At 47.6% G+C, this 1128-nt stretch carries 1 rRNA gene; it reads right to left on the bottom strand.

Features of this window, described 5'->3' with window-relative positions:
• Window positions 1-516: ribosomal RNA gene (locus tag BTM36_RS28845) — 23S ribosomal RNA — on the bottom strand; the annotation flags it as partial.
• Between the last annotated feature and the right edge of the window lie 612 nt (window positions 517-1128).

The following is a 1128-nucleotide window of genomic DNA, read 5'->3' as shown; positions in this document are numbered from 1 at the left end:
CAGAGACTACTGAAATTGGAAGAAGAAAAAATTTTAAATGTTATTCCACCTGGCATACAATCGTAACGCGCCGGTCCATTCTACAAAAGGTACGCCGTTACGCATGAACGCGCTTCGACTACTTGTAGGCACACGGTTTCAGGTACTCTTTCACTCCCCTCCCGGGGTGCTTTTCACCTTTCCCTCACGGTACTGGTTCACTATCGGTCACTAGGGAGTATTTAGCCTTGGGAGATGGTCCTCCCGGATTCCGACGGAATTCCACGTGTTCCGCCGTACTCAGGATCCACTCCGGAGAAAATTCTTTTTCGATTACAGGGCTGTTACCCTCTTTGGCTAACCTTTCCAGGTTGATTCATCTAAAGAATTTCTTTGTAACTCCTTGTGGAGTGTCCTACAACCCCTTTATAGCACTGGTCATGCTTGCAGCAACATTTGTCTAAGGCGTTTTCAGTATTGCTATTTGTACATGAACTCCCGGAAAGCCCGCAACCAGGTCCACACCAGTCGTAATACACTGTCTTTCCTTTATACGTAAATTTACAGCACGTATTTTTTGTAAAACAGAGAGCGCTGTACTTTTTACCTTTTCGTTTTGCCATATTTTTCATCCCCTTTGTTTTTAATTATTCTTCAACATCTTCAGGTTGCTCTTCCATTTCTTCAATCGGTAGTTCCACAGCTGTTAATGTGGTTGGTGCACTATACCTGTCAAGTAATTCATAATTCTCGTAAAGAACACTGTTTTCCGTTTTTTCCCCATTTGATTCAGATAAATATCTAACTTGAATGGGTTGATTAGCGATCAGAAGTGGGGGATAGTAAAAGCTTGCTTGATGTCGGCTTTGGACGGGACAGAGGAAACCCGGATGGCATGAACGCTTCCGCCTATAGCGACAGTTAGATGAGGCGATATACCGGATGGGACGGATGCGAGGGAATGGTGTTTTTTTTTTTCAAGCAGAAGACGGGAAACACGCTTTCAGGGAGCGCGACACGCCCAACGCCGACGCCAGCCGGACGCCGGACAACGAGCACATGGCCGCCACGTCCACCGACGCGGCTATGGGCAAGCTCCGCGACCGGCTACCGGAGAAGCGCCGCAAGGATGCGGTGCTGTGCGTCGAG

The sequence above is a fragment of the Herbaspirillum sp. VT-16-41 genome (genome assembly GCF_001994935.1).
Classification (GTDB): Bacteria; Pseudomonadota; Gammaproteobacteria; order Burkholderiales; family Burkholderiaceae_D; genus Herbaspirillum; species Herbaspirillum frisingense.
The sequence above is the reverse complement of the archived record's forward strand: the minus strand, read 5'-3'. Positions and strand labels throughout refer to the sequence as shown.